23 protein-coding genes are annotated in these 25,980 nt (G+C 42.4%); 17 read left to right on the top strand and 6 right to left on the bottom strand.

All coding sequences use genetic code 11. The features are described 5' to 3' along the window. Nucleotides 1–15 precede the first annotated feature (15 nt). Nucleotides 16–1,692, bottom strand: coding sequence for a hypothetical protein (locus GKC25_RS17685; RefSeq protein WP_187704250.1), 1,677 nt, complete (start codon nt 1,690–1,692; stop codon nt 16–18). A gap of 542 nt (nt 1,693–2,234) precedes the next feature. Here GKC25_RS17685 and GKC25_RS17680 point away from each other — a divergent pair. The 5 genes from GKC25_RS17680 (at nt 2,235) to GKC25_RS17660 (ending at nt 7,874) form a co-directional block, all read left to right on the top strand. Next, entirely contained in the window at nt 2,235–2,573 is a 339-nt protein-coding gene (locus tag GKC25_RS17680; protein ID WP_045210169.1) for a DUF3969 family protein, read from the top strand. Between the two features lie 164 nt (nt 2,574–2,737). Beyond that, a complete protein-coding gene (locus tag GKC25_RS17675) occupies nt 2,738–3,595 on the top strand; it encodes a MurR/RpiR family transcriptional regulator (RefSeq protein ID WP_060597627.1) in 858 nt (285 codons plus the stop codon). 185 nt (nt 3,596–3,780) lie between these two features. Then, on the top strand, nt 3,781–5,325 hold the full coding sequence (gntK, locus tag GKC25_RS17670) for a gluconokinase (RefSeq protein ID WP_034660516.1): 1,545 nt from the start codon (nt 3,781–3,783) through the stop codon (nt 5,323–5,325). Nucleotides 5,326–5,349: 24 nt separating this feature from the next. After that, nucleotides 5,350–6,678, top strand: coding sequence for a GntP family permease (locus tag GKC25_RS17665; RefSeq protein WP_034660515.1), 1,329 nt, complete (start codon nt 5,350–5,352; stop codon nt 6,676–6,678). An 89-nt stretch (nt 6,679–6,767) separates the two neighbouring features. After that, nucleotides 6,768–7,874, top strand: coding sequence for a DNA alkylation repair protein (locus GKC25_RS17660; RefSeq protein ID WP_342689863.1), 1,107 nt, complete (start codon nt 6,768–6,770; stop codon nt 7,872–7,874). A 31-nt stretch (nt 7,875–7,905) separates the two neighbouring features. Here GKC25_RS17660 and GKC25_RS17655 read toward each other — a convergent pair whose 3' ends face one another. After that, on the bottom strand, nt 7,906–9,243 hold the full coding sequence (locus GKC25_RS17655) for an amino acid permease (RefSeq protein WP_034660513.1): 1,338 nt from the start codon (nt 9,241–9,243) through the stop codon (nt 7,906–7,908). A 319-nt stretch (nt 9,244–9,562) separates the two neighbouring features. On the opposite strand from GKC25_RS17655, the gene GKC25_RS17650 reads away from it, so the two are divergent. Then, entirely contained in the window at nt 9,563–11,077 is a 1,515-nt protein-coding gene (locus GKC25_RS17650; RefSeq protein ID WP_342689862.1) for a methyl-accepting chemotaxis protein, read from the top strand. Nucleotides 11,078–11,119: 42 nt separating this feature from the next. Here the strand turns inward: GKC25_RS17650 and GKC25_RS17645 are convergent, their stop codons facing one another. Further along, the gene (locus GKC25_RS17645; protein WP_106030695.1) at nt 11,120–12,103 is read right to left on the bottom strand and encodes a Gfo/Idh/MocA family protein; all 984 of its coding nucleotides are present in this window, start codon (nt 12,101–12,103) and stop codon (nt 11,120–11,122) included. A 144-nt stretch (nt 12,104–12,247) separates the two neighbouring features. Then, on the bottom strand, nt 12,248–12,607 hold the full coding sequence (locus tag GKC25_RS17640) for a MerR family transcriptional regulator (RefSeq protein ID WP_034660511.1): 360 nt from the start codon (nt 12,605–12,607) through the stop codon (nt 12,248–12,250). A gap of 310 nt (nt 12,608–12,917) precedes the next feature. Here GKC25_RS17640 and yidA point away from each other — a divergent pair, with 310 nt between their 5' ends. Beyond that, a complete protein-coding gene (gene yidA, locus GKC25_RS17635; RefSeq protein WP_309415995.1) occupies nt 12,918–13,730 on the top strand; it encodes a sugar-phosphatase in 813 nt (270 codons plus the stop codon). A 36-nt stretch (nt 13,731–13,766) separates the two neighbouring features. On the opposite strand, the gene GKC25_RS17630 is transcribed toward yidA, so the two are convergent. Next, nucleotides 13,767–14,774 (bottom strand): helix-turn-helix transcriptional regulator, encoded by a 1,008-nt coding sequence (locus tag GKC25_RS17630; protein ID WP_034660509.1) that lies wholly within the window; start codon nt 14,772–14,774, stop codon nt 13,767–13,769. 129 nt (nt 14,775–14,903) lie between these two features. On the opposite strand from GKC25_RS17630, the gene GKC25_RS17625 reads away from it, so the two are divergent. Together GKC25_RS17625 and GKC25_RS17620 are read left to right on the top strand one after the other, a co-directional pair. Beyond that, the gene (locus GKC25_RS17625) at nt 14,904–15,611 is read left to right on the top strand and encodes a class I SAM-dependent methyltransferase (RefSeq protein WP_095285599.1); all 708 of its coding nucleotides are present in this window, start codon (nt 14,904–14,906) and stop codon (nt 15,609–15,611) included. Continuing rightward, on the top strand, nt 15,608–16,705 hold the full coding sequence (locus tag GKC25_RS17620) for a saccharopine dehydrogenase family protein (RefSeq protein ID WP_034660507.1): 1,098 nt from the start codon (nt 15,608–15,610) through the stop codon (nt 16,703–16,705). Before GKC25_RS17625 ends, GKC25_RS17620 begins: the two co-directional genes overlap by 4 nt. Nucleotides 16,706–16,934: 229 nt before the next feature. Here the strand turns inward: GKC25_RS17620 and GKC25_RS17615 are convergent, their stop codons facing one another. Continuing rightward, the gene (locus GKC25_RS17615) at nt 16,935–18,758 is read right to left on the bottom strand and encodes an acyltransferase family protein (protein WP_187704249.1); all 1,824 of its coding nucleotides are present in this window, start codon (nt 18,756–18,758) and stop codon (nt 16,935–16,937) included. Between the two features lie 241 nt (nt 18,759–18,999). Between GKC25_RS17615 and GKC25_RS17610 the strand changes: the two genes are divergently transcribed. The 8 genes from GKC25_RS17610 (at nt 19,000) to GKC25_RS17575 (ending at nt 25,907) form a co-directional block, all read left to right on the top strand. Further along, nucleotides 19,000–19,875, top strand: a complete 876-nt coding sequence (locus GKC25_RS17610; protein ID WP_034660504.1) for an aldose 1-epimerase family protein — start codon at nt 19,000–19,002, stop codon at nt 19,873–19,875. A 60-nt stretch (nt 19,876–19,935) separates the two neighbouring features. Continuing rightward, the gene (locus tag GKC25_RS17605; RefSeq protein ID WP_095285602.1) at nt 19,936–20,880 is read left to right on the top strand and encodes a sugar-binding transcriptional regulator; all 945 of its coding nucleotides are present in this window, start codon (nt 19,936–19,938) and stop codon (nt 20,878–20,880) included. Between the two features lie 83 nt (nt 20,881–20,963). Continuing rightward, nucleotides 20,964–21,635 carry a deoxyribose-phosphate aldolase gene (gene deoC / locus GKC25_RS17600; protein ID WP_034660502.1) on the top strand — a complete coding sequence of 224 codons (672 nt, stop codon included), beginning with the start codon at nt 20,964–20,966 and terminating at the stop codon, nt 21,633–21,635. 166 nt (nt 21,636–21,801) lie between these two features. Next, nucleotides 21,802–22,983: a NupC/NupG family nucleoside CNT transporter gene (locus GKC25_RS17595; protein WP_034660501.1), complete on the top strand. Its 1,182-nt coding sequence runs from the start codon at nt 21,802–21,804 to the stop codon at nt 22,981–22,983. Nucleotides 22,984–23,008: 25 nt separating this feature from the next. Next, entirely contained in the window at nt 23,009–24,310 is a 1,302-nt protein-coding gene (locus GKC25_RS17590; protein ID WP_106036376.1) for a pyrimidine-nucleoside phosphorylase, read from the top strand. A gap of 181 nt (nt 24,311–24,491) precedes the next feature. Next, nucleotides 24,492–24,935, top strand: coding sequence for a MarR family transcriptional regulator (locus GKC25_RS17585; protein ID WP_106036377.1), 444 nt, complete (start codon nt 24,492–24,494; stop codon nt 24,933–24,935). 14 nt (nt 24,936–24,949) lie between these two features. Continuing rightward, nucleotides 24,950–25,588: a nitroreductase family protein gene (locus GKC25_RS17580; RefSeq protein ID WP_034660498.1), complete on the top strand. Its 639-nt coding sequence runs from the start codon at nt 24,950–24,952 to the stop codon at nt 25,586–25,588. A gap of 25 nt (nt 25,589–25,613) precedes the next feature. Beyond that, nucleotides 25,614–25,907: a putative quinol monooxygenase gene (locus GKC25_RS17575; protein ID WP_060597613.1), complete on the top strand. Its 294-nt coding sequence runs from the start codon at nt 25,614–25,616 to the stop codon at nt 25,905–25,907. Nucleotides 25,908–25,980 lie beyond the last annotated feature (73 nt).

Here is a 25,980-nt window from a genome sequence, read left to right as displayed (position 1 = left end):
GAGAAACGTCTTTTTTTATAATCCTTTGATTTTGATTTCATCAACTGGAAGGAAGATTTCACCTGTATCTGTGTATTTCATGGTGACCTGATCGCCTTCTTTTAAATAAATGACAAGAGGTTCTTTTTCAGATGACATGGTGTAGCTTTTCCCATCGTCTAGCAGGAAGGTGACGGTTGTATAATCACCGGTCTTTTCTTTATAGACTCGTTTGACTTTTCCTGTAGCTTCTTTCTTTTCCTGCTTAGATGAACTGTTGACGGTGCCGCCGCCTTTTTGAAGAGCTGTCTTATAGGCTCTCAATGCTTCGTTTGGTGTTGAAGCGTACGCAGCGATTTCAGGATTGGCTGCAGAAACGATAAAGTAGTTTTGCAGGAATCCATTTGAATCGAGAACCGGTGTGAGCCAGCTGGCTTCTCCATAGAAATTATAGAGAATGGGCATGCGCCCTTTCCATTTCTTCTCGATGAATCGTTTTTCAATAATTTGCAGAGCACCTTGAGAATCCATGTAGGACTCTTCAAGATTACCGGTATAGTAAGTCGCTTTTCCTGTCCGGGCATTTGTCAGGGCATACCCAAGCATCGAATCAACGCCCTCTTTCGGACTTGTGAAATCTGTGAAGTAATACATATCTCCTTTTGAATCAAACACTGGACTTACATTGGCTTCTGTTCCTTCATCTGAAGGCAGCTTCACATCTGATTTTCCAAACATACTGTTCCAGAACCCGTGAATATAGTTTCCGAAATAACTGTTTTGCAGACTGACCGATTCTGGTGAAACAGCACCATCAATAAAAGCAGGTACTTGATCTAGAGCATATTTCTTCGTTGCGCCTGTTTTGGCATCAACAACGACTACGCCGGAAGCTTTAAAGCCGTTTCGGGCAGAGATAAAATCGCCATACGTGCGAATGTAATAAGGCTTACCATCATCATTGATTTCCAGCTGGGTGTCGCCGTAGAAAATCAAATCAGGGTACTGAAGCCGGATATGCCGCTCAATTTCTTTGTTGAAATAAGAGGAAGGCGTATAAACCATCTCTGTTTTTACAAACTTTGGATTAGCAGATGAGTCGGTCGCACTTAGTGTAAAGTAACCCGGCGTACTGCCCGAACGAATCCATTTAAAGAAGTCCGAGAATTCCACTGGGGCGATGTACACATACTCACCGTTGACCTTCTGGATTTGCAGGCTGCCAAGCTCATAGTAGCTTGTGTTCGGAACCTGTCCAAACGATTTCTTCATTTTGTTCCGAGCGAATTGAGGCGGTACACTTGCAGGTGTTTCCGTCTCATCAAACGCTTTGATTTCCACTTTTTGTTCCATTTTAGAGACATCAAATTTCTCATTCGCATTGAATAGAAAAGCTGTCGCCATATAAACACCGAGCAGTAATAGAATAAGAAACAGCACGCCTTTGATCTTACGCTCCAATCCAACTGACAAAAAGGCACCTGCTGCTGTCACAACAAGTCCAATCAACCATAGGGATGAAGGGTTGCGATCTAAATTGGAGATGTAATAGAAAACAAAAATACCGACCATGAACAGCAAAGCAAGGCCTGCAATCCACATAAGCGGAACCTGCTGTTCTGTTCCTTTCTTTCTAACGATCAATCTGAGCGGTGTGAGCAAAAGGGTCAAGACAAGACCGATCACAACCGAAAATAACAAAATATATCCCACAAACAGATCTCCTTTCAAATCAATCACTCTTTTAGTATATACGAGTGAGACGGGGAAAAGATTCATAAGAATCATACAGATAAGGTTTATAAAAAAATGAGTTTAAAAGACACTTATATATCGGAAGGTTAGGTGAAGTTTTCCTTGCGCTATATGATTAGATTATAGTGAATATTTTGTTATGTCATTCAAATATATCATTTTCCTTTTCTAATTATTTTTACTTTAATTGTATCGTTATTCTCACCGTCTGTAACATTCCATATTAATCGAGAGGCTTCTTCAAAAGACAAAAGTGTACAAATTGGTTATAAAGGAGCCGATGCTGTATGGGGTCTTGTCATCCGTACTATTTTTGTAGACTAAAAAAGTTACAGTAAATAATAAAAAATTGTTATCGGAGTTAAAACAGATTGAAGGAGGGACTTGGAAAAAAGTATATAAAGATGGATATAAAGACGGAAAAAAGGTTTCTGTGCATTATTTTCAAAGTAAATCTGGTTTGGTGTATGATGTGAAAAGGTTGGAGTGTGAAATGATTTATGAATAAAATAGAACTAAGATATTCTTCACATGAAGATTTAGATAGGATTATTGTTATAAATATCATTGGTATAATCATATCGCTAAAAGAAGGTTTAATCACTATAGAAGAAGCGGAAAAGCTCATGTTCAGTCCTCGAACAATCGATGTTTTAAAAAAGAAAGGGATAAATGAAGAACTGATAAATATACTTCATTTGGGAACAGAACTTGAAGATGTAGAAAGTTTAATACCACATGAATTAAGTGATAGTTTAGAAGAAATAAGGGTAAAATGCTTAAGATTTTTGGAAAGAAATATAGAAAATGAAGTTGAAAATAATGTGGTAGATTGTTGAGCTAAAAGTGTATATTATAAAATTTTGAGTAAATCTTTTTTGATTTATTGATCAAAACGATGAATTCATAAAAAGAGAAGTCTGTGCAAACAGGCTTCTTTTTTATAAGATGGGAACATGAGGAAATGTATGCGTTCACATCAATAAGGGAGGAGTGAAGTCATTTGGCTTCTGTTAGTTTAAGTAGTATTGAAAAAATACGAGCAGCAAGCAGGGGATTGCCGCCAAAGCTGAAAGGAATTGCAGAACATATTACGAGTGAGCCCCGCGACATCATCCATTTGTCTATTGTAGAACTTGCGAAAAAGACAGCGAGCTCAGAGGCAACGATTTTTCGTCTTTGTAAAAGGCTTGGATTTGAGGGCTTTCAAGATTTGAAGATTGCTATTGCCCAGGAAATAGACCAAACAAAGCCTAATTATGTAGATGAAGAAATGAGTCTTGATGATGATACAGCGATTTTTATGCAAAAGGTTTTTCAGGCGAATATATCCGCTTTAAAGGATAGCTTTCAATTGTTGAATCCAGAGGATGTAGAAAAGGCCATCCAAATCATACATGAAGCGAAACGCTTAGAGTTTTATGGGAGTGGTGGGTCTGGACTCATTGCAACAGACGCTTTTCATAAATTTATGAGGACAGGTATCAACTGTATTGTTCACACAGATTCTCACTTTCAAGCGATGTCTGCTGGTCTCCTTGACCAGCACAGTACAGTGATCGGTATATCTCATTCTGGACGTAATAAAGATTTACTCGATGCGATGAAAACAGCAAAGGGAAAAGGAGCCAAAACCATCGGCATTACAAGCTATCAGCGCTCTCCATTGAGTCAGCTTGCAGATGTCACGTTGTATACAGCGACGCAAGAAACGGCTTTTCGAACAGAAGCGATGTCTGCAAGACTTGCTCAGCTGACTGTCATTGACGTTCTATACTTTGCACTTGCTCACTTAAGGCAGCAGGAAACAATAACAAATTTAAAGCAAATGCGAGAAACCATATCACAAAAAAGGGTGTAATGATTCCAAAAATAAATTTTTCTGATGATGAAAAATGCTGCTATGGTAACGATTGTGAGCTTTTGGATGAAAATAATTTTCTTTACGGTCGTTGAATGTCGAAAAAAATATTTTTATAATGGGATTTAACAGGTATATCAAAAACTACATATGTGATTTCAAATCAATGATTGGGCGTGATACAGATGAAGGGAAACCAGGCGGTAATTGGTTTGGATATTGGAACAACAAGTACAAAGGCGGTTCTGTTTGGACCACAGGGGAAAGTAATAACGAAGCATTCAGTACCTTATGATCTCATTCAGCCCCAGCCAGCATGGGTTGAGCAGGACCCTGAAAAGATATTAGAAGCCGTCATTGCGAGTGTAAGAGGTGCATTGACGACAGCAGCATTTGATGTAGCAAATCTCATCGGCATCGGGATTAGTACTGCGATGCATTCCTTAATTGTGATGGATGAGGATGGCAAGGCGTTAACGAACAGTATCATTTGGGCAGATAACAGAAGTGCAGAACAAGCGAAACGAATCTTATCAGATATGGATGGCTTCCACATTTATAAAAGGACAGGTACACCGATCCATCCAATGTCACCGCTTTCAAAAATACGTTGGATCAAGGAAATGACACCTGATCTCTTCAAGAAGGCAGCGAAATTTATTTCTATCAAAGAATATATTCTTTATCATTTCTTCGGTCAGTATGTCGTCGATTATTCAATCGCTTCAGCAACAGGTCTGTTCCATTTGGAAACGCTTCAATGGGATGAACAGGCGCTTCGTATTGCTGGAATTGAAGCCAGTCAACTGTCTGAACTTGTCCCAACGACGTATCAGCTGAGAGGACTTCAGCCTGAGATTGCACTGCGCATGGGCATTAAAGAAGATACACCATTTGTGATTGGTGCGAATGATGGCGTTCTAGCGAATTTAGGTGTTGGCGCGATTGGAAAAGGAGAGGTGGCTGTTACGATTGGGACAAGCGGTGCGGTCCGTACGGTTGTAGACAAACCAATCACAGATGAGCAATCAAGAACGTTCTGCTATGCGCTGACAGATAAACATTGGGTTGTGGGAGGACCGACCAATAATGGCGGGATCATGCTGAGATGGCTGAAGGATGAATTTGGATCTTCAGAGGTGGAGGTAGCAAAGCGCCTTGGTGTGGACCCTTACGATTTAATGATGGATATTGCAGAAAAGATTCCAGCAGGCTCAGAGGGACTGCTGTTTCTGCCATTTTTATCGGGTGAGCGTGCACCTTATTGGAATCCAAATGCGAGAGGCACCTTCTTTGGGATCGGTCTCCAGCATAAGCGGGAGCATTTTATTAGAGCTGTGTTAGAAGGCGTCATTATGAGTGTTTTCTCGATCGGTGTTGCCTTAAGAGATTTAACCGGTTCTGCAAAGGATGTCAGAGCTTCGGGCGGATTTGCACGATCACCGCTGTGGCGGCAAATTTTAGCGGATACGATGGGCAGAGAAGTACTTGTTCCAGAAAGTTATGAAGCGTCAGCACTTGGGGCGGCTGTCCTCGCACTTCATAGTTTAGGTCATATGGAAGAGATAGAAGAGGTTCAAGAGTGGATTCGAATCTCTGCCCGTCATGAACCTAATATGAAGAACAATGAAACTTACATAGAGCTGTTTTATTTATATGAGCGTCTCTACGATAAACTGAAGGATGAATTTGATGTCATTAGTGCGCTGCAATTAAAACAAAATCGTTAAACATCAGGGAAAAGGTGGGAGAACATGCTTTTATTCATCGTGATTGCGGCGATTGTCCTTTTACTCATTCTCATTACAATCGCTAAGCTGAATCCATTTGTGAGTTTAATTATTACTTCTATGCTAGTGGGCTTTGCTACTGGAATGGATTTGCAGGAAATCATTCAATCGATTAAAACGGGATTAGGCAATACGTTATCATTGCTGGCCATTGTTCTAGCGCTTGGTACAATGCTTGGGAAAATGATGGCTGAATCAGGGGGAGCAGAGCGGATAGCTCAAACTTTAATCGGCCGGTTTGGGACGAAAAATGTGCATTGGGCAATGATGTTTGTTGCCTTTATCGTGGGGATACCTGTCTTTTTCCAGGTCGGTTTCGTTCTTCTCATTCCTTTACTTTTTACAATTGCCATTGAAACAGGCATCTCACTCGTGACAATTGGGCTCTCGTTAATTGCTGGCTTGTCTGTCGTGCATGGACTAGTGCCGCCTCATCCAGCGGCAATGGCAGCCGTTGGCATCTATCATGCCAACGTGGGGAAAACCATTTTCTTTTCTATAATTGTCGGATTGCCGACAGCGATTATTGCTGGACCGCTGTATGGTAAGTGGATTGGAAAACGGATACATAAACCAGTTCCGGAGATGCTGAGGAAGCAATTCACTGAACGAAATGAAGATCGAAGGCTCCCCGGCTTTGCGAATACGATGTTTACCATATTGGTGCCGGTGATTCTGATGCTTCTTGCCACATTGGCGGACATTATCTTACCAGAGGACAATATGTGGTTCCAGGTATTCAAGTACATCGGGGATCCAATTACAGCACTGCTGATTGCAACGGTGTATTCTTTCTTCAGTCTTGGATTTATGCAAGGAATGAGCCGTGACCGAGTGCTTTCATTTAGCAACGAGTGCTTAGGACCAATCGCTTCCATTTTGCTTGTCATTGGAGCAGGCGGGGCTTTCAATAATGTGCTCATTGATTCGGGCGTTGGTGATTATATTGCAGATGTAGCCAAACACTCGCCGATTTCACCGATTTTGCTAAGCTGGCTAATTGCTGCGGTGATTCGTGTAGCAACAGGATCTGCGACGGTCTCTATGATGACGGCAGCAGGTATTGTAGCCCCAATTGCTGCAACTATGCCGGATGTGAGCAGAGAGCTGCTTGTGTTAGCCACAGGAGCGGGTTCGTTAATTTTATCTCACGTCAATGACTCTGGTTTTTGGCTGATCAAGGAGTATTTTGGTATGACCATTAAAGAGACGTTTTTGACATGGACGGCTATGGAGACGATCATTTCCGTTAGTGCTATTGCATTTATTATGATCATTAATATGTTTATATAGCGAACAACAGCCTGGTTCTTTGGAATTGGGCTGTTTTTGCTTGTTGTGATACCACTTTCTTCAGATTGGGGTAAAATAATGATATTGAGATGTGGGAGGCGGACACGATCGAACCATTAAAACATGTGTACCATGAATTATTTATTCAAGAATTAGCGGAGAAACTTGTACAGGCTTCGACTGGATTTGATGCTGAGCAATTCCAGCGGCTCGTGCTTCAAGAGGATTGGCAGCAGCTTGAGTTAAAAGGACGGATGAGAAGAGTCACTGAATCGATGCATGCCTGTCTGCCTGAGGATTATAAGCAGGCAATTGAGGTACTGCGTCAGGCAGCCCCGCATTTTTCAGGGCTTAGTGCGCTCGTATTTCCAGACTATGTCGAGACATATGGCCTTGCACATTGGGATCTCTCGATCAAGGCGCTCGAATTCTTCACGCCTTTTTCCACTTCTGAATTTGCCGTTCGGCCATTTCTGATTCAAGATCAAGACAAAATGCTGGCGCAAATGCTCGTATGGTCTCAGGATCAAAATGAGCATATACGGAGGCTTGCTAGTGAAGGCTGCAGACCGCGCCTGCCATGGGGCTTATCTGTTCCTTCGCTTAAAAAAAATCCTTCGGTCACACTGCCGATTTTGGAAAATTTGAAGTCTGACTCGGCGCGGTATGTGCAAAAAAGTGTGGCGAACCATCTAAATGATATCTCAGCAATTCAGCCTGATCTGATGAAGCAGACAGTTCAAAACTGGTATGGAACTAACAAACATACGAACTGGATTGTCAAACATGCATCCCGTACTTTACTCAAAAAAGGAGACCCAGATATCATGGCTTTGTTTGGCTATGGAGACGATCCATCCGTTCAGGTAACGGATTTGAAGATAGTACAAGACCCTATTCGGATCGGTGAGAAAATGACTTTTCATTTTACACTTCAGGCCGATAAGCCGCTAAAGCTGCGTGTAGAGTATGCCATAGACTACGTCAAAGCTCGGGGGACCCGCAATCAGAAGGTATTTAAAATTACAGAGTTTGAAACAGGCTCAGCATTACATAGAGAATTCGTCAGGTCACAGTCTTTTCAAAATATGACGACGAGAAAACATTATGAGGGAACCCATACTTTATCGATTATCATCAACGGTATCCCAAAAGCGTCGGTTGATTTTGAAGTAACAGAAGCCAACAGCTCATGAAAAAAACCCGCCATTAGGCGGGTTTTGGCGTTTAAGCCTTCTTTTTCATTAAGAATGAAGCAATGATGGCTGCGACTAAGAAACCGATGCTGATAATCGAGCTAGGCAAGTTTTCTGGTCTGAATAGAAACATCACAAAACTCACACTTAGTACAAGACCTGCAAATAAAGTCAAATACGGAAACAGCCACACCTTAAAATACGGCTCCTGTGGATATTTCGGGCGAAGTTTCAGATGTGCCATGCAAATGCTAATCCAAATGAGTGAAACAGCAAAACCAGGAATAGCCAGCATATAGCTGAAAATTTGCTCTGGATATAAGTAAGCAAAGAATGTTCCGATGAGAAGAAACAGAACGGTCACCCATAAACTCAAAATGGGTACGCCTCTTTTATTGACCTGTGCCAGCTTTTTCGGACCGCCATCTGATTTAGAGAGAGAATGCATCATTCTCGTCGTTCCATAAATGCCAGAATTGGCCGCAGATAAAACGGCTGTAATTAATACAAAATTAATGAAGTGAGAGGCGCCTTGCATACCGGCTGCTGAAAAGACTTGAACAAATGGGCTGTTATTTGGATCAATTTGATTCCAAGGAATGAGTCCGCAGATGATCAAAATCGGCAAAGTGTAAAATAAGATAATACGCCACATCATACTTTTAACAACACCAGGCAAGACCTTCTCGGCATCCTTTGTTTCTGTAATGGTCAGCCCGATCAATTCAGAGCCCCCGTAAGAGAAGATAACGACTAATAAAGATGCAAAGATCGCACCCCATCCGTTCGGGACGAAGTTTTGATAGTTGGTGAGTGCAGGTGTGCTTTGTTCGTTCGGAATGATCCCAAATAATAGGGCTGCACCAAGAATAATAAACACAATAATAACGAAAATCTTCATTCCAGCGAACCAAAACTCAATTTCACCAAAGTATTTTACATTATTTAAGTTAATTCCGATGACTAAGAGTGAGCAGAGTAAACATAGTGACCATAGCGGCACGTTCGGCATCCAGTATTGAAGCAAGCTACCTGCCGCGATAATCTCAATGACACACACAGTGAGCCACATGAAACAGTAAACCCAGCCGACGACAAATGAAAAACGTTGACCAAGCGCAATCTGTATCAGGTCGCGAAGGTTATTTCCCGGATAGACAATCGCCATTTCAGCTAAGGCTGCCATCACGATGAGCAATAATAATCCGGCAAATACATAGGAAAAGATGACCCCTGGACCTGCTAAACCGATTGTATCGGCACTTCCTTTAAAAATTCCTGTACCAATGACCCCGCCCAATGCAATCATGCGAATGTGACGCGGTGATAAAAGCTTTTTTAATTCTTGTTGTTCCTGATTCGCGCTCATGACGTTCTCCTTTTTTAAAAATGCTTATGTTCCATTTTCTTTTTTCGGGACGTCAGTGTCAATATAAAAAAAGAGATTTTTCAGACAAAAAAGGCGGTTGTTTCTTTCAAATGAGTCGTTTTTTTCCATAAATCCTTTCCATCATCCATCACCAAAATCTGAAACTTCGTGAAAAAATGAACATTTGCCTTAATTATGACATAAACAATTTTCAGTTTTTGTCGATATATCTTTTGTAATACTAAAGTCCTAATAAAGAATTGTTTATAACTGTAAAATATTTCAAAAATGTATGAAGAAGTGAAAGGAGTTATGAAAGATGTTTATGAGAAAAGCGAATGATTCATCGACGGGAACCCTTTTAAATGAAAGCAGTCAATTAGTAGAACGAATTGAGAAGGGAGACCTTTCAGCAAGAATAGATACTGCTGCATTCTCTTCAAGTCAAACGATTGAAGCAGTAGCCCAAATAAATGAAGCTTTGCAAAAGATGCAGGAAGTAAATGAAGATATTCAAATGCGGATGAATTTAGTGACAAAAGCCATTCAAGTTGGTTTATGGGATATGATCGTTGTCGCTGGAGATCCGGTCAATCCAAAAAATGAGTTCACATGGACGGATGATTTCCGCAAAATGATCGGCTTTCAAAATGAGCACGATTTTCCAAATGTTTTAGACAGCTGGGCATCTCGAATCCATCCGGATGAACAAGAATATACCTTAAATGCATTCTCTTCGCATTTATTGGATCATTCGGGACGTACACCATATGATATCGAATATCGCTTGAAGTTGAAAAACGGAGATTATCGCTGGTTCAAAGCAACTGGCACGACCATTCGTGATCGAAATGGTGTCCCTCTTCGTGTAGCGGGAGCTCTTTTTGATATTCATGATCAGAAATTGAAAGAAGAAGAGCTGCAAGCATTCGTGACGAGATATGACTTGATCAACCGTGCGCTTGTGGAAGCTCCTTGGGACATGGTCGTAGAGGCCGGCGATCCAGTCAATCCGAATAACGAGTTCTGGTGGTCCCCGCAGTTCAGAAAAACGCTTGGTTTTACGGATGAAAAGGATTTCCCGAACGTGTTAAGCAGCTGGAGCGATCGCCTGCATCCTGAGGATCAAGAAAAGGCTCTCCAAGCTTTTGCAGATCATTTAAATGATCACTCTGGACGCACACCATTTGACATTGATTACAGATTGCAGAGCAAAAATGGCGAGTATCGCTGGTATCATGCAGGTGGTGAAACCATTCGTGATGAAAAAGGTGTTCCTCTTCGTGTGGCTGGAACCATTCGTGACATCACGTTAGAGAAAAACAAAGAGAAAACAGCGAATGAAATGGCTTCACAAGTAGAACAGCTTTCAAGTTCGATCAGCGAGATGGTATCAGGCATCAGCTCTGTGACAAACCAAGCGCAAGAGCTTGCTGTCGCACAAGAGCAGTCAACATCTGCTGCCAATCTAGCAAAAAATAGTGCAGATGAGACGAAAAATATTTCTGACTTGATCAAAGAAGTAGCGAACCAAACGAACCTGCTTGGTTTAAATGCTGCGATCGAGGCAGCGAGAGCTGGTGAGCAAGGAAGAGGATTCTCAGTCGTTGCAGATGAAGTGCGTAAGCTGGCGCTTCATAGTGCCAATGCAACGGAGAATATCGAATCTAGTTTAACGGAAATGAAAACGCAAATTGATGAAATTCTTGAAAATATTTCGAACATGACAGCTCTTACGCAAACACAGGCTGCTTTAACAGAGCAAGTAAATGCTTCAGTCGATGAAGTGAACCACATGTCTCAGCGCCTTGTAGCCTATTCAAAGAGTATTTAATCATCAAAAACCGCCCTCTCGCATAGAAGGCGGTTTTTTTGATTAAAATTGATCTGCTGGGAAAACAATACCTGCATCTTTTCTTGCAGCTTCAAGGACTTTCATTACGGAGAGACTTTCATCAAGCCATGCATAGCACTGTTCATAATTTTTTGTTTCAATGATGTGCTGAAAAGCTTCTGTTTCATAAAACAGGCGGTTTGAATTTGTTTGTGCATTGAGTGAGGTCACCTGATCATTCACATGAAGTAACACTTCCTCGCAGCCATTCACCCCATTTTTCACATGAATGAAGCCTTTTTCTCCTTGAATCAATGCAAAATTCATGCTGCTTGTATCCTTACTGCCGACACTTGTCGCAATGAAATCATTGTAGGTGAAAGTCAAAACACCAGATGTATCGATGCCATTTGGGTGACGGTTTGCCTGGTAGCGGACCTGTTCTGGTGATCCGAAGAGGTTCATGATGAAATGGACATTATAGATATTAATATCCATCAACGCTCCTCCGGAGAATTCAGGGTTAAAGACATTTGGCGTTTCGCCGGCTAGCAGCTGATTATATTTGCTTGAATATTGACTATAGTTGCATTGAACCAGTTTGATTTTACCTAATTGATGAAGGTGCTTTTTAATCAAATGATAGTTTGGCATATGAACGGTCGTAATGGCTTCAAATAAGAGAAGCTGCTTTTCCTTTGCGAGTGCGATTAAGGCTTCCAGCTCTTTGACATTAGAGGTGAAAGGCTTTTCGCAAATCACATGTTTTCCGTGTTCCAATGCAGCTGCGGCATGCTCGCTATGTAAACGATTCGGTGATGCAATATAAACGGCTTCAATGTTCGGATCTTCTAGCATAGCCGTTAAGTCCGTATAAGTTGTTTTCACACCAAATTGGTCTGCGAGCTTCTTTGCCGTTGCTTCCTTTCTTGAATAGACGGCATGACAAGAAGCGCCTTCAAGCTGTTCAATCGCTTGCAAGAAGCTTTCCACAATCACACCTGTTCCAATGGTTGCAATGTTCATTCTACTCAAAACCCCTTCCACTCGTTTGATATCAAGTAAAGCTGTCTCTAGTATAACTGATGTTTGAATTACACGTGCACTTGAGGCCTGGGCGGAGAGGGGTGCCAGTGGCAAACACCGGCACATTTTTGGCAGCCCTTACAATTAGCTGATGTCCGCTAATGTTTGTTTTGTTAACAATTGAATGGCAGCCTTCCTCTTCTTTAACTCTTGAATGGAGTGTTGAATATCCTCAACTTTTTGTTCGAGCAGCTGTTCAGCTTCTGTTTTTGATTGTTTTTCAAATAGTGATTTGATAATTTCGCGAATTTCTTTGAGTGAGAAATCTAGCTTTCTTGCTTCTGTGATAAAGGAAAGCATGAGTACATATTTTTTATCATATAAACGATAGCCGTTATGTGCTCTCTTTGGTTCGGGGAGCACACCCTCATTTTCGTAAAAACGAATGGTTTCAATATGCACACCAGACAGTTTTGACAATTTACCTCTAGTAAACGTAATCATTCCCTGCACCTCCTTTCTTTGCTATCCATCATACAATTAGATTTGCTAGTTTCAAAATGTTCAGTCGTGAACATTTGTTTTCATTTTCCCATTGGAAAAGGGCACAAACTCTGTTTAAAGCAGGATGAATAGAATACGATATAATAGAGTAGGCAGATGACAATTTTGTTACAGGTGAGAACAAGTAGACAGCGTGATGAAAAAACGATAGGCTAAAATAGGTAAATAGTAATGATATAGCCTGTCATCATATAGATGATGGCTCAAAATAGTGACAGCACGTTTTTTGCTGAGAAAAGGGGACCAGTGAATGTATAAATTAGTTGCAATTGATATGGATGGTACGTTATTAAATGATCAACATATGGTGACAGCTGAGGTGTTTGAGGCCATTCAACAGGCGAAGGCAGAGGGAGTTAAGATTGTATTATGTACAGGACGACCTATTGGTGGAGTGAATCGCTATCTAGATGATCTTCAGCTCAATCAAGAAGGAGACTATGTGATTGCCTACAATGGGGCGCTTGTCCAAAACAGCCATACAAATGAAGTGGTGTCAGAACTGACATTATCCTATGATGATTTGACTTCTTTATATGAGCTGAGCCGTGAGCTCGATACACCGATGCATTATTTCGATTCCGCTCATTTGTACACACCGAATCGTGATATTAGTGAATACACAGTACTTGAATCTTATTTAACAAAGCTGCCGCTTAAATATTTACCTGTTGAAGAGGCAGATCCTTCAATGAGACTTCCGAAGATGATGTATATTGATCAGCCAGAACGGTTGGAAAAGACGATACAAGCCATTCCATCTGAAGTAAAAGACAAGTACATGATGGTGAAAAGCACAGATTTCTTCCTTGAAATACTGCATCCTGAAGTCAGCAAAGGAAACGCCGTGAAGCTTCTAGCGAAAGAGCTGGGAATTGCTCGTGAAGAGGTCATGGCCATTGGTGACAATGGGAACGACGTATCGATGCTGGAATTTGCGGGCTGCGGCGTTGCCATGGGAAATGCCATTGATGATGTCAAAGCAGTAGCGGATGTTGTGACAAAATCCAATAATGAAGCCGGAGTAGCACATGTCCTGCATGAGTTAGTTATAGGAAAATAAACAAAAAAGCGGTCTACCAGTGAGGTAGCCGCTTTTTTATATGTGAGAGAAAAAGTAAACAAGCATCCGTCTGCTGCTCAAATTTGTCTTTTGCAGCATCGCCTTCACATGATCATGGACGGTATGGGTTGAAATAAATAAAGTACTGGCGATTTCCTTTGTAGACTGTCCCTTTAATAAGCAGTCGAGGACGTTCATCTCTCTTTCTGTCAGCCGGTACGTTTTTGCCGCATAAGGAAGAATATCATTTGTTTGGGCTCTCTTGATGTGAATCATGACAGCCTCTTCCTGCCCGGCTGCCTGCGCTAATCGAAATGCTTGAAGAGAGAGAAACAGCCCCGTAGGCATTCTCGTCATGCTTGCCGCTGTTTGGTCGATACCTCCGTATAAAAGTTTAGCCCCTAATGCTCTGAACGGGCGCGGCATGGTCGCCTTGTCATGGATTTGTTCAAAGGCTTGAAATGTATGAAGCCAATGAAGCCCTGTCTCATTTCCATAAAGAAGATTGTAATCGTGTGAGAGAATGAGGAAACCTTGCTGCTCCGCTGCGTCATCCTCTTCAGTATCTCTTTTCTTGAAAAGTTCATCTCTTAGCTTGGCTGCGAGTCTGGGCGTTTGTTCGAAGACCGCTCGGATATCTTGTTCTTGAAAAGGTTCCTTGTCCTTTAGACGATATAGGCTGGCAATACCCCAGCATTCTCCTTGAATCACAAGGGCTGCCCGCAATTCATCAGACCATCCTTTAGGCAACAAAATGTCTCTGTAGCGATCACTGTTGAGATATTCCCCGCTTTGGACTAAGCTCGCAGCATGAATAGGGCCTTTGGCTAGAGACTCATGTTGATGCACGTCCTTTTTTAAGAACTCATTTTGAAACAGCTGATCATGAATTTCTTCAATCGGTTCATCTGTGAAGGAACCTGTCGAGAGGAGAGTGGCTGGATCAATGGTCGTGATACAGGCGGCATCAAAATCAAGGACGGCAGCAAGCTCGTCCCGAATGTGTTGTCTCAGCTGCTGAAAATGAGTGGCTGGATTGGTCACATGATCTCCTCCTCAAAAATCCCCACTTTTAGGGATCGTGTTTTTTGATGTCTCTTTTTACAATAAAGATGTCATACCGTTAGTGTACAGGAAACGATGTAAAGCGGAAAGGAACTGGAGGAGAAGGACATGAAAGGAAACCAGCATTGGCACGATCCCGTAGCTGAATCATACGCAGCCACGATTGCTCATAAAGTACCCGGCTATCAGCTATTGCATGAGTTGACAATAGACGTATTAGAAACTGAAGTAAAGGGAGCGGCTTCTCGCATTTTGACTGTTGGAGCGGGCGGGGGCGAAGAGATCATCAACATGCTTCAAAGAAAAGAAGACTGGCTTATCACAGGAATCGATCCGTCACCTTCTATGCTGGATATGGCGAAACAGCGAGTTGGACAGCTTCAGATGGAGGCGCGTGTTACATGGCATGAGACCGTATTAGATAAGGTTTCTGCTGAACCTGTTTACGATGCAGCGATGAGTTTGCTTGTGATTCATTTTATAGAAAAGCGCCAGCCCTTTTTAAAGGAGATTGCCCGCAGGCTTCAACCAGATGCACCGCTTGTGTTGGCATTTATACAGGGAGAGATGAAGTCCCATACATTTCAACAGGAGCTTTTCATGCTTTCTCTTTTCATGCAGCGGCAGGGTCTAGAAAAAGAAGTGTTTACATCCTTTAAAAACAGGCTGGGACACGCGACACACCCTGTTCCTGAGGAAGAGATAAGAGAGCATTTAATCAAAGCGGGATTTGAAGACATCAGACCTTATTTTCAGGCAGGAATGATCAAAGGGCTTGTTTGCAAGCGAGGTCGAAGAGAGGCGGATGAGAAATGAGATCACAGGTGATGGTGATTGGCGGCTATGGACATGTTGGACAGCAAATATGTCTACAGTTAAGCGAAGTGTATCCCGGGCAAATTGTTGCGGCAGGCAGAAGCTATGAGAAGGCAGAGAAATTTTCACGCCACACAAAAGGGAAGGTTCGTCCTTATCAACTAGATGTCAGTGAGCCGTTATTTTCGGACTGGATGGATAAAACAAAGCTGGTGATCATGTGCCTTGATCAAGAAGAACCGTCATTTGCTGAAGCAGTTCTGCGGTCAGGCATTGATTATATAGATATCTCCGCAAAGGGAACGTACATGGAACAGGTGGCAAAGCTGGATCAGCGGCACATCGGTGCAACGGCTTTGCTCAGTGTCGGGCTTGCGCCTGGCCTTACGAATTTATTGGCAGCGAAAGCAGCATCTATGCTCTCATCAGTGAATCAAATAGATATAGGGATTATGCTTGGGTTGGGTGATCAGCATGGAAAAGCCGCTATTGAATGGACGCTTGATCATGTCCATACTGACTATGTGCTTACTAAGCATCATCAGCGTAAAAGAGTCAAAAGCTTTACTGGAGGTAAACGGATAGACTTTGGTGGAAGTCTTGGAAAGCGGCATGCCTATCAGTTCCCCTTCTCTGATCAGCAGACATTGCCTTCGACGCTCCGCGTGCCTTCTGTGACGACAAGGCTCTGTTTTGATTCCCGCGCGGCAACGCGTGCATTTGCCTTCACAAGGAGTCTCGGAATGACGTCCCTTCTCACTGTGCCGAAAATCAAGAAACGAGCCATTTCCATGATTCAATCTGCTCAAATGGGAACAGATCAATATGCAGTGAAAGTGGAGGCTACAGGAATGGATGGGAACAAGATTCATCAAGCAGCGCTTGGAATAAAAGGACGCGATGAGTCTCAAGCAACAGCTCAAGTCGCCATTGCAGCGGCTCTGCATTTATTGAACAGGCGGTTTCAGACAGGTGTTTTTCATATCGAAGAAGTATTTTCTCTAGCGTATGAGAACGGTGATTTTGCTTTGGTGGATCAAACAACGAAGGAAAAGCGGGTGTTAGCGGTTAGAGCCATCCTTTTGACGGAATAAAAGAAGACTAGCAGAATGCTAGTCTTCTCAGCGTGTAGACAAACCCTCGCATTCGGTGTCAGTCCTGCGTGCCGGTGCTCACGAATGTTAAATTCGCTCCGCTCCGGTACTCGTCCTTCCTAGACTGCAAAGGTTTTCTATCACGCTGAAAAGAAGACAAAAGGCTAAAATGAAGATCATTTTAGCCCTTTGTCAACAATCTGAGAAGACTAGCAGGATGCTAGTCTTTTTATGATGAAGATGACACATCTCCTTTTTTCTTGATGCTCGCTGTAATGAGCTGTGTCAATGTGTCAGAGCCTTTTGTTGAAAGGTGAACACCATCCGGCTGAAAATAAGAGGGCTGTCCAGTAGCGGCTGAATGCCAATCGACAAGGGTCACATTGGAATATTGATTGGCCACTCGCTGAATGACTGCATTCACATCATTTTCCCAAGACCTTGGGACTCTTGTGTTCACAAGGAAAATGTGCGCCTTTGAAAATTGTTGAATGAATGCTGTCAATGTGCCCTCAGTAAAATAGCCATTCGTGCCAAGCTCAATAATAACAGCGGCATCAGATTGATTAAATGAAGCATATTGAGGAGCGATGCTGACGGCTTCGTTCATTTGTCTGCCAACCTTTGCATCGATGGTGATTTGTGCATATGCTTTTTCAAGATTCGGCGCAATGTCCAGCATGACGGAATCACCAATAGCAAGAATTTGGTGAAACTGTTTCTGATCTGCTGCTTTCTTCTCGTGTTTTTCTTTCTTTTTCTTAGCTTTTGGTTCCGCAGAGTCTCCTGCTTTTTTCGGTGCCGTCTTAATTTGTGTCACTTCCTTGGCATGTGGGGACGTATGGGACGAACTGGACATGCCAATGGTAAATAAGATCAAAAGAGCTGCTGCGATTCCAAGGAACACTTTATGAGACGTAGACCATTGTTTGAATCCCTTTTTCCAAATAGACCAAGAGGCAAAATATTGTCTGAAGCCAAGCCGGCGAATCGGTTGTTCGATGAAGCGGTAAGAGGCCTCTGCAATGAGTAAAATGGCCATGATCTGCAATGCGACACGCCCCATAGAAGGCTGTCCAATTTCAATGACAGGGGTGGTCAGCACGATGATGGGATAATGCCACAGATAAATACTATAAGAACGCTTTCCGAGCCAGACGAGCGGCTGATAGGAGAGCCATTTTCCCAAAAGACTTGCAGGGTGGCAGATGCACGCAATTAAAATCGCTGCATTAAGACAGAATAAAAGCATGCCTCCCTGATAGAGGAAGCCGTCAAATTCGTCCACTGCATAAACACATAGAAGAAAAACCGCAAACGAACCAAAACCAGCGATATGTAAAATACGTCTGCCAACAGGAAGTAACTTTTTGCTGGACAGTCTTTGCATGGGCCATACAAAAGCCAGGCTGCACCCGATCAGAAGCGCAAATGCACGAGTATCTGTTCCGTAATAAACTCTGCTTGGATCGGTATCTGGTGAATAAAGAATCGCCATCCATAAGGCGGAGACAAGTGCAAGGCCAAAGGTGATCATTGGCAGATGGGATCTATTTTTCACCCATTTTAGCCCTGCAATCAATAGAACCGGCCAAATGATATAAAATTGCTCTTCTATCGCCAAAGACCACAAATTTTTCAGTGGAGATACAGCGTTGAAGCTATCAAAATAAGACAGCTGATGGAAGATGTACCACCAGTTACTGACATAAAAAAAGGACGATAAGGCATCGCCACGAATGGACAATAGTGCATTCGAACCCGCAATCGCACACCAGCTGACGGTTAAAAAAATCATCACGTAAGCAGCTGGAAGAAGCCTTCTGATCCGGCCCATCCAAAATGGTAAAAGCTCTTGATAGCCCAGATCCTGCTTATGTAACAAGATCGTCGTAATCAAGTACCCAGAAATCACAAAAAACAAATCAACGCCAAGAAACCCGCCGCTTGCAGGTCCGATATGTAAGTGATAAACAATGACTGCCAATACAGCAACAGCCCTCAGCCCATCTAATCCTAATATATAACGTAAACGATTTTCCTTGCTGTTCATGAAAATGAATCCCCCATTTATGTCAAAACGCTTCTTTTTTGTTGTCATTCCAAAAGAACAACGATTCTTTTATTTTATATAAGATTAGACGGATCAGCATCACATTTTGTTGGCGAATTTCTGTCTTTTTTTAAAATTTTTATATAAAGAAAGAATTGATGGCCTGGAAGGCTGCCTTATTTTTATACTCAAAACCAAAATCCCTGTCATAATAAAAGAAGAAGGAAAGGGGATGTGTGGAATGAGAACGATTGAAAATGATCAGTTATTGATTCAGGTCAATGAGAGAGGTGCCGAGGTCACAGAGGTGCTTCACAAGGAAAGCGGACGTCACTATATGTGGTCTGGCGATCCTGCTTATTGGGGCAGGGTGTCGCCAGTCTTATTTCCAATTGTCGGACGATTAAAGAATGACCAATACAAGATAGGTGATCAAACCTATGAGCTCGCGCAGCATGGATTTTTGCGAGATGTTGATTTTGATTTATATGAAGAAACGAAACATACGGTGACCTTTCAATATGAATCAAAAGGCCGCCACATCGAGCAGTATCCTTATGAATTTACCGCCCGTATTCGATACGAGCTGTCGGAAAATGGTCTGACGATTTCCTGGGAAATTGATCATGACGGAGATGACACGATGTATTTCTCCATTGGAGGGCACCCCGCATTTCATGTCCCGCTTGTTGAAGGTGAGCGCACAGCAGATTACTACCTGACATTGACCCCTTCCAATGAGTATCTTCCTGTCCAATATGAACTAAAAAATTCACTTGTCAGGGAGAAAGAAAAAGGCATTCAACTTGAACCGATTCAGCTTCGACCAGAGCTTTTTCAGCATGATGCGATGATCTATAGTCATATCAATCGAGTGTCATTGATTTCTCAGGCAGGTCACGGGGTTGAGGTTGATCTCACTGGTTTTCCGTTTGTTGGTATTTGGTCACCTTATAATAAAGAAAAAGGCACAATGGCTCCATTTGTATGTATTGAGCCTTGGTACGGTATTGCCGATGTTGAAGGGGCGAATGGCCAGTACAAGGAAAAGTTCGGTATTCAAACTTTAGAGAAGAATGAAACCTTCCAAGCCGCCTATACGATTTTCTTCAAATGAACATTTGTGCATGATAAGATGAACATTTTGTTATGATAGAAGAAAAAAGGAGGCGTACGAATGGATCGGGAGAAACAACAACTGAGTATTGAAGCGGCAAGGCTTTATTATTTATCGGATTACAGCCAGCAGGAAATTGCCAAACAACTCGACCTGTCGAGACCAACTGTGTCTCGGCTGCTTCAATATGCGAAGGAGAAGGGGTACGTCCAGATAACGGTAATGGACCCATTTGAAGACTTAAATGAGCTATCTTCATTGCTCAAGGAAAAATATGACCTGCTCGAAGCTCATGTGGTGTTTTCGCCCAAAGATGATTATCCAACGATTACCGAATACTTGAGCCAATTTGGTGCCGAGTACTTGCAAGACACAGTGAAAGACGGTGATATCGTTGGTGTGAGCTGGGGAACCACCATGTATCAAATTGCCCAAAAGATGCAACCTAAACAGGTCAAAGGTGTGGAGGTTGTCCAGCTGAAGGGTGGGATCAGCCACTCCCATGTGAATACATATTCTGCGGAAACCATCCAGCTGTTTGCTGAGGCCTTTCAAACAGCACCGCGCTATTTACCGCTTCCTGTTGTATTTGACAGTGCTGCCGTCAAGGAGATGGTTGAGCAGGACAGACATATTCAGCGCATCATTGAAATGGGGAAACAGGCGAATATTGCTGTGTTTACTGTTGGAACGGTAAGAGATGAAGCACTTTTGTTTAGACTTGGTTATTTCTGTGAAGAAGAAAAAGCGCTGCTCAAAGCATCCAGCGTCGGAGACATCTGTTCGCGCTTTTATGATCAGGAAGGGCGCGTTTGCAGTGAAGCGATTAACAACCGCACTATTGGTGTGGAGCTTGATGATTTAAGGACTAAAGAACGCTCCATTCTTGTCGCTGGTGGACATCGCAAGGTTGCTTCTATCCACGGGGCACTAAGAGGAAAATATGCGAACGTATTGATTATTGATCAGCATACAGCAAAGGCTCTTTTAAATGTCACAAAATAGATGAACAAAATTTCATAACTATGTTTACAAATGTTCATCGGTCATATATGATGAAAGTATCATAATTAAAAGGAAGTGTAAGCATGACGATAGCAAAGCTCATTGATCATACAGCACTAAAACCAGATACATCTAGAGCTGCCATTATGCAGTTACTTGAAGAAGCAAAAACTCATCAATTTGCATCCGTTTGTGTGAATCCAACTTGGGTATCTCTTGCAGCGAAGGAACTAGCAGGAACAGGCGTTGATGTATGTACAGTCATCGGTTTCCCGTTAGGCGCAAACACAACAGCAGTGAAAGCATTCGAAACAAATGATGCAATTGAAAACGGTGCAACTGAAGTGGACATGGTCATCAATATCGCGGCATTGAAAGACGGCGAATATGATGCAGTTGAACAAGATATTCGTGCAGTTGTAGACGCAGCAAAAGGCAAAGCCTTAGTGAAAGTCATCATTGAAACTTGTTTATTAACAGATGAAGAGAAAGTCAAAGCTTGTGAGCTTTCAGTAAAAGCTGGCGCTGATTTTGTGAAAACATCGACTGGATTTAGTACAGGCGGTGCAACAGTTGAGGATATCGCATTAATGCGTAAAACAGTTGGACCTGACATTGGTGTAAAAGCATCAGGCGGCGTGAGAACAAAAGAAGACGTTGAAGCCATGACAGCTGCAGGCGCTACCCGCATTGGTGCCAGTGCAGGCGTTTCCATTATCAATGGGGATCAATCAGCTCCTTCGAAAGACTATTAATTCATACGATCCTATGGTAGGATAACATTCGTGACTCATAAATGATGAAAAAGTCATAAGCGGAAGGATCTCACTTCTGGGAATTTCTTCCGCTCTTTGTTTGCGAAATATGGTTTGTTCCATACAAGCGCATTAATGTAAACGAATTCATTCGAGGAGGAAAAACATGAAATACGTGATTGGTATCATCGGTTTGCTGGTGATTCTCGCCATTGCATGGCTGGCTAGTAACGGGAAAAAACGAGTAAAATTCCGTCCAGTAATTGTCATGATTGTACTGCAATTTATTTTAGGTTATATTCTGCTCAATACAGGTGTTGGGAACTTCCTAGTCGGAGGCTTTGCAAAAGGATTCCAAATGCTTCTAGGCTATGCCGGTGAAGGAATCAACTTCGTATTTGGCGGGTTAATGAATGATAATGCGTCAACTTTCTTCATCAACGTCTTACTGCCGATCGTCTTTATTTCGGCATTGATCGGTATTTTGCAGCATTGGCGTATCCTTCCGCTTATCGTACGCGGAATCGGTTATTTGCTTAGCAAAGTAAACGGTATGGGGAAACTAGAATCTTACAACGCAGTAGCGTCTGCGATTTTAGGACAATCAGAAGTGTTTATTTCTATTAAAAAGCAACTTGGATTGTTACCTCAGCAGCGTCTTTATACATTATGTGCATCTGCGATGTCGACAGTATCGATGTCTATTGTCGGTGCGTACATGCAAATGATTAAACCAGAGTACGTGGTCACAGCACTTGTGCTGAACCTATTTGGTGGATTTATTATCGCGTCTATTATCAATCCATATGAAGTGGCTAAGGACGAAGACATGCTCGAAGTCGTTGAAGAAGAAAAGCAATCCTTCTTTGAAATGCTTGGCGAATATATTATGGATGGTTTCAAAGTAGCGATTGTTGTCGCTGCGATGTTGATTGGATTCGTTGCATTAATTGCGATGATTAATGGAATCTTTACAGCTGTCATCGGTGTTTCTTTCCAAGATGTACTTGGATATGTCTTTGCCCCATTTGCTTTCCTTGTCGGTGTTCCTTGGAGTGAGGCGGTACAGGCAGGAAGTATTATGGCAACGAAAATGGTATCCAACGAATTTGTGGCGATGCTGGCTCTAACTGGAGATGGCTTGCATTTCACAGCTCGTACAGAAGCAATCATTTCTGTATTCCTTGTGTCATTTGCGAACTTCTCATCTATCGGTATCATTGCTGGAGCAGTCAAAGGCTTAAACGAAAAACAAGGGAACGTTGTCGCACGCTTTGGATTAAAGCTGTTATTCGGTGCAACACTTGTCAGCTTCTTAACAGCAGGCGTTGTCGGTTTGATTTACTAATTTAAAAAAAGGAATGGTGAAAACAATGAGAATGGTAGATATCATTGCGAAAAAACGTGACGGAAAAGAATTATCTTCAGAGGAAATTTCTTTCTTTGTCAAAGAATATACGGACGGAACAATTCCTGACTACCAAGCAAGTGCCTTGGCTATGGCAATTTTCTTCCAAGATATGACGGATCAAGAACGTGCAGACTTAACGCTCGCTATGGCGAACTCAGGAGACACGATTGACCTGTCTGCCATTGAGGGCATTAAAGTAGACAAGCACTCAACAGGCGGTGTAGGTGATACAACAACGCTTGTACTCGCTCCTCTTGTGGCTGCACTTGATGTACCTGTTGCGAAAATGTCTGGCCGCGGCCTTGGACATACAGGCGGTACAGTGGACAAGCTTGAAGCGGTAAAAGGCTTCCACGTAGAAATTACAAAAGACGAATTCATCGAGCTCGTGAACCGTCATAAAGTAGCGGTCATTGGGCAATCAGGCAACCTGACACCAGCGGATAAAAAGCTTTATGCCCTTCGTGATGTGACAGGTACCGTTAACTCGATCCCGCTCATTGCAAGCTCTATTATGAGTAAGAAGATTGCTGCTGGTGCAGATGCAATCGTACTAGATGTGAAAACAGGCGCAGGTGCTTTCATGAAAACCCCTGAAGACTCTGAGAAACTTGCAAAAGCAATGGTTCGCATCGGAAACAACGTAGGCAGACAAACGATGGCTGTCATCTCTGATATGTCTCAGCCGCTAGGATTAGCGATTGGAAATTCCCTTGAAGTGAAAGAAGCGATTGATACACTCCGAGGCGAAGGTCCTGAAGACTTAAACGAGCTTGTGCTCACATTAGGAAGTCAAATGGTTGTTCTTGCGAAAAAAGCAGAGACACTTGATGAAGCAAGAGAAAAGCTAATTGAAGTCATGAAAAACGGCAAAGCACTTGAGAAATTCAAGGAATTCTTAGAAAATCAAGGTGGAGACGGCTCGATTGTGGATCAGCCGGAAAAACTGCCGCAAGCCCCTTACCAAATCGAAGTTCCTGCAAAGGAATCAGGTGTGGTTGCTGAAATCGTCGCAGACGAAATCGGTGTTGCAGCGATGATTCTTGGAGCAGGACGTGCAACAAAAGAGGACGAGATCGACCTATCTGTCGGTATCATGCTGAACAAAAAAGTCGGCGATCGTGTTGAAAAAGGAGATTCACTCGTGACACTTCATGCAAATCGTGAAGATGTTGCGAATGTCATGGAAAAAATTTATAACAACATCCGCATCGCAGATCATGCTGATGCACCAACTCTCATTCACACTGTGATCACAGAATAAAGGAAAAAGGACAAAAGTGCTTCGTCGCTTTTGTCCTTTTTTTGTTCATTTCTTTTTCTATTGAGATAAAAAATTTCACTTTATGAAACAAACCACTTGCAATCATCAAATAATGGGTGTATATTAGTTGACGAGTCAATGATTGATATATCAACTAATTGATCTGAATAGAAAAGAGGGGATGGCATTGACTGCATTTTGCTCTGAAAAAGCAGAGGTATTATACCGTTTGCAGTGCGTGAACCGTATGATGGGTGTGAAGTTCGAAGCATGCACGGGCATCAGCCAATCAAGACTAGAGTTGCTATCACTGTTATTCCAAGCCGACGAAATCAGCCAGTCAGATTTGCAGAAAAAAGTGAATATTGACAGTGCGGCTGTGACGCGTCACTTAAAACAGTTAGAAACAAAAGGAATGGTTACGCGCAGAAGAAAGCCAGAAGATAATCGAGTCACACTTGTTCGTCTGACAGAAGAAGGCAGAACGAGAATCGAAGCTTCTAAAAAAGAAAAAGAACGATTTATCTCAGAAATGCTTGAAAACGTAAGTGACGAAGAACGAAAGCTTCTCACTGATGTGCTCATGCGAATACAACAAAACATCGAAAAGATTCAAACAACCTAAAGGAGTGTTTCAACATGGCTGCAACATTAAAAACAAACGATTTTATGGAAATTATGAAAGGGCGCCGCTCCATTCGTAACTATGACCCAGCTGTGAAAATCAGCAAAGAAGAAATGGCAGAGATTTTAGAAGAAGCAACAACGGCACCATCATCAGTGAATGCACAGCCTTGGCGCTTTATGGTCATTGACAGCCCAGAAGGAAAAGAAAAGCTTGCACCACTTGCAAAATTTAACCAAACACAAGTGTCAACATCAGCAGCTGTCATTGCAGTATTTGCAGATATGAAAAGCAATGAATACTTAGATGAAATTTATTCAAAAGCAGTAGAGCATGGCTACATGCCGCAAGAAGTGAAAGAAAGACAAATTGCTGCACTAACTGCACACTTTGAGGTTCTTCCAGAGCAAGTCAATCGCGAAACAATCTTAATTGACGGTGGAATTGTGTCTATGCAGCTTATGCTTGCAGCACGTGCACACGGCTATGATACAAATCCAATCGGCGGATTTGATAAAGAAGTCATCGCTGAAACATTTGGCTGGGATAAAGAACGTTATGTACCAGTGATGCTGTTATCAATTGGGAAAGCTGCTGACGAAGGTTATGCATCTTACCGCTTACCGATTGAACGCATTACAGAGTGGAAATAATATCTTTTCAAAAGGAGACGATCATATGATTATTATTCATGCAGGGATGACCATTCATCCAGAAAAAGAAAACGTATTTCTAGAAGAAATCAACGCATTAATGAAAGCTTCACAAGCGGAAGAAGGCAATGTATCCTACAAGCTGTTCAAGGATACAGAAAAGGAAAATACCTTTTTAATGGTAGAAGTGTGGAAAGATGACGCTGCGGTTCAGAGCCATAATGCAAGTGCACATTTCCAAGCTTTCGTAGCGAAGGCAAAAGAATTCTTAGCCGCTCCACTTGATGTTGTTGCATTTCAAGGCCAGCAGCTTTCATAGTAAAACAACAAACACCCTAGGCGGTTATCGTCTAGGGTTCTTTTATTTTCGACACCTTGTTCCACCCATTTCA

The organism is Bacillus pumilus (genome assembly GCF_038738535.1).
Classification (GTDB): Bacteria; Bacillota; Bacilli; order Bacillales; family Bacillaceae; genus Bacillus.
This window is presented reverse-complemented; position numbering and strand designations above follow the sequence as displayed.

Coding starts and splice junctions, on each gene's coding strand:
- GKC25_RS17575 (WP_060597613.1), top strand. CDS start 25,614: ATGATTATTATTCATGCAGGGATGACCATTCATCCAGAAAAAGAAAAC.
- GKC25_RS17625 (WP_095285599.1), top strand. CDS start 14,904: ATGAAAGGAAACCAGCATTGGCACGATCCCGTAGCTGAATCATACGCA.
- deoC (WP_034660502.1), top strand. CDS start 20,964: ATGACGATAGCAAAGCTCATTGATCATACAGCACTAAAACCAGATACA.
- GKC25_RS17665 (WP_034660515.1), top strand. CDS start 5,350: ATGCTTTTATTCATCGTGATTGCGGCGATTGTCCTTTTACTCATTCTC.
- GKC25_RS17660 (WP_342689863.1), top strand. CDS start 6,768: ATGTGGGAGGCGGACACGATCGAACCATTAAAACATGTGTACCATGAA.
- GKC25_RS17595 (WP_034660501.1), top strand. CDS start 21,802: ATGAAATACGTGATTGGTATCATCGGTTTGCTGGTGATTCTCGCCATT.
- yidA (WP_309415995.1), top strand. CDS start 12,918: ATGTATAAATTAGTTGCAATTGATATGGATGGTACGTTATTAAATGAT.
- GKC25_RS17590 (WP_106036376.1), top strand. CDS start 23,009: ATGAGAATGGTAGATATCATTGCGAAAAAACGTGACGGAAAAGAATTA.
- GKC25_RS17640 (WP_034660511.1), bottom strand. CDS start 12,607: ATGATTACGTTTACTAGAGGTAAATTGTCAAAACTGTCTGGTGTGCAT.
- GKC25_RS17680 (WP_045210169.1), top strand. CDS start 2,235: ATGAATAAAATAGAACTAAGATATTCTTCACATGAAGATTTAGATAGG.
- GKC25_RS17615 (WP_187704249.1), bottom strand. CDS start 18,758: ATGAACAGCAAGGAAAATCGTTTACGTTATATATTAGGATTAGATGGG.
- GKC25_RS17655 (WP_034660513.1), bottom strand. CDS start 9,243: ATGAGCGCGAATCAGGAACAACAAGAATTAAAAAAGCTTTTATCACCG.
- GKC25_RS17620 (WP_034660507.1), top strand. CDS start 15,608: ATGAGATCACAGGTGATGGTGATTGGCGGCTATGGACATGTTGGACAG.
- GKC25_RS17645 (WP_106030695.1), bottom strand. CDS start 12,103: ATGAACATTGCAACCATTGGAACAGGTGTGATTGTGGAAAGCTTCTTG.
- GKC25_RS17580 (WP_034660498.1), top strand. CDS start 24,950: ATGGCTGCAACATTAAAAACAAACGATTTTATGGAAATTATGAAAGGG.
- GKC25_RS17585 (WP_106036377.1), top strand. CDS start 24,492: ATGGCATTGACTGCATTTTGCTCTGAAAAAGCAGAGGTATTATACCGT.
- GKC25_RS17610 (WP_034660504.1), top strand. CDS start 19,000: ATGAGAACGATTGAAAATGATCAGTTATTGATTCAGGTCAATGAGAGA.
- gntK (WP_034660516.1), top strand. CDS start 3,781: ATGAAGGGAAACCAGGCGGTAATTGGTTTGGATATTGGAACAACAAGT.
- GKC25_RS17650 (WP_342689862.1), top strand. CDS start 9,563: ATGTTTATGAGAAAAGCGAATGATTCATCGACGGGAACCCTTTTAAAT.
- GKC25_RS17605 (WP_095285602.1), top strand. CDS start 19,936: ATGGATCGGGAGAAACAACAACTGAGTATTGAAGCGGCAAGGCTTTAT.